Here is a 685-nt window from a genome sequence, read left to right as displayed (position 1 = left end):
CACACCACCGGCGCAGCACTTTAAGCTGCTCGGAAGGTGCGCCAAAGTTAAAACGGAACTCGCATTCTTTCAAGAACAGCGGGAAAGATTTACGGTCGATTCCATTGTATTTGCGCAGTACGCGTTTTGCCTGATTCCAAAAGTTTTCAATGCCGTTGATATGGTTTTGTCTGTCGGCAAACAGCTTGCTGTGATTAATGCGGTGGTGGGTAAATCCGCTTACATCCAACACATCATAGCTGCTCAAACAATCCGTATAGACAATGCTGTCTGGCATAATTTTCTTTGTGATAACAGGAAATAACGTCTCTCTTTTAGCATTCTCAACTACCACGGTATAAACCTTGCCGCCGCGTTTGAGAATGCCAAAGACTGCCACCTTTCCCGCCGCACCGCGCCCGCGTTTGCCTTAGCGGTGTCCGCCAAAATAGCTCTCGTCCAACTCAACTGAGCCGTCAAAAACCGTATCGACTTCCAGTGAAAGATGATGGCTGATGACTTCGCGAATCTTGCGGTAAAACAGCACTGCCGAATTGGGGTGGATGCCCAATAAATCGGCGGCTGAACGGGCGGTAACTTCGAGTACAAAAAACTGAAGCAGTTTCTTTTGAATACTCTTTTTTAGTTTACAATGGGTTATCTTCATTTTTGCAGTCTAACATGACTGCTTATCTAGTACAGCCCC

At 46.6% G+C, this 685-nt stretch carries 1 pseudogene; it reads right to left on the bottom strand.

The features are described from left to right. Nucleotides 1–646, bottom strand: a pseudogene (locus tag OP500_RS11210) (IS1595 family transposase); the annotation flags it as partial. Between the last annotated feature and the right edge of the window lie 39 nt (nt 647–685).

Origin of the sequence: Kingella sp. SNUBH-2017, assembly GCF_028680565.1 — a bacterium.
GTDB lineage: Bacteria > Pseudomonadota > Gammaproteobacteria > Burkholderiales > Neisseriaceae > Kingella_D > Kingella_D pumchi.
The sequence above is the reverse complement of the archived record's forward strand: the minus strand, read 5'-3'. Positions and strand labels throughout refer to the sequence as shown.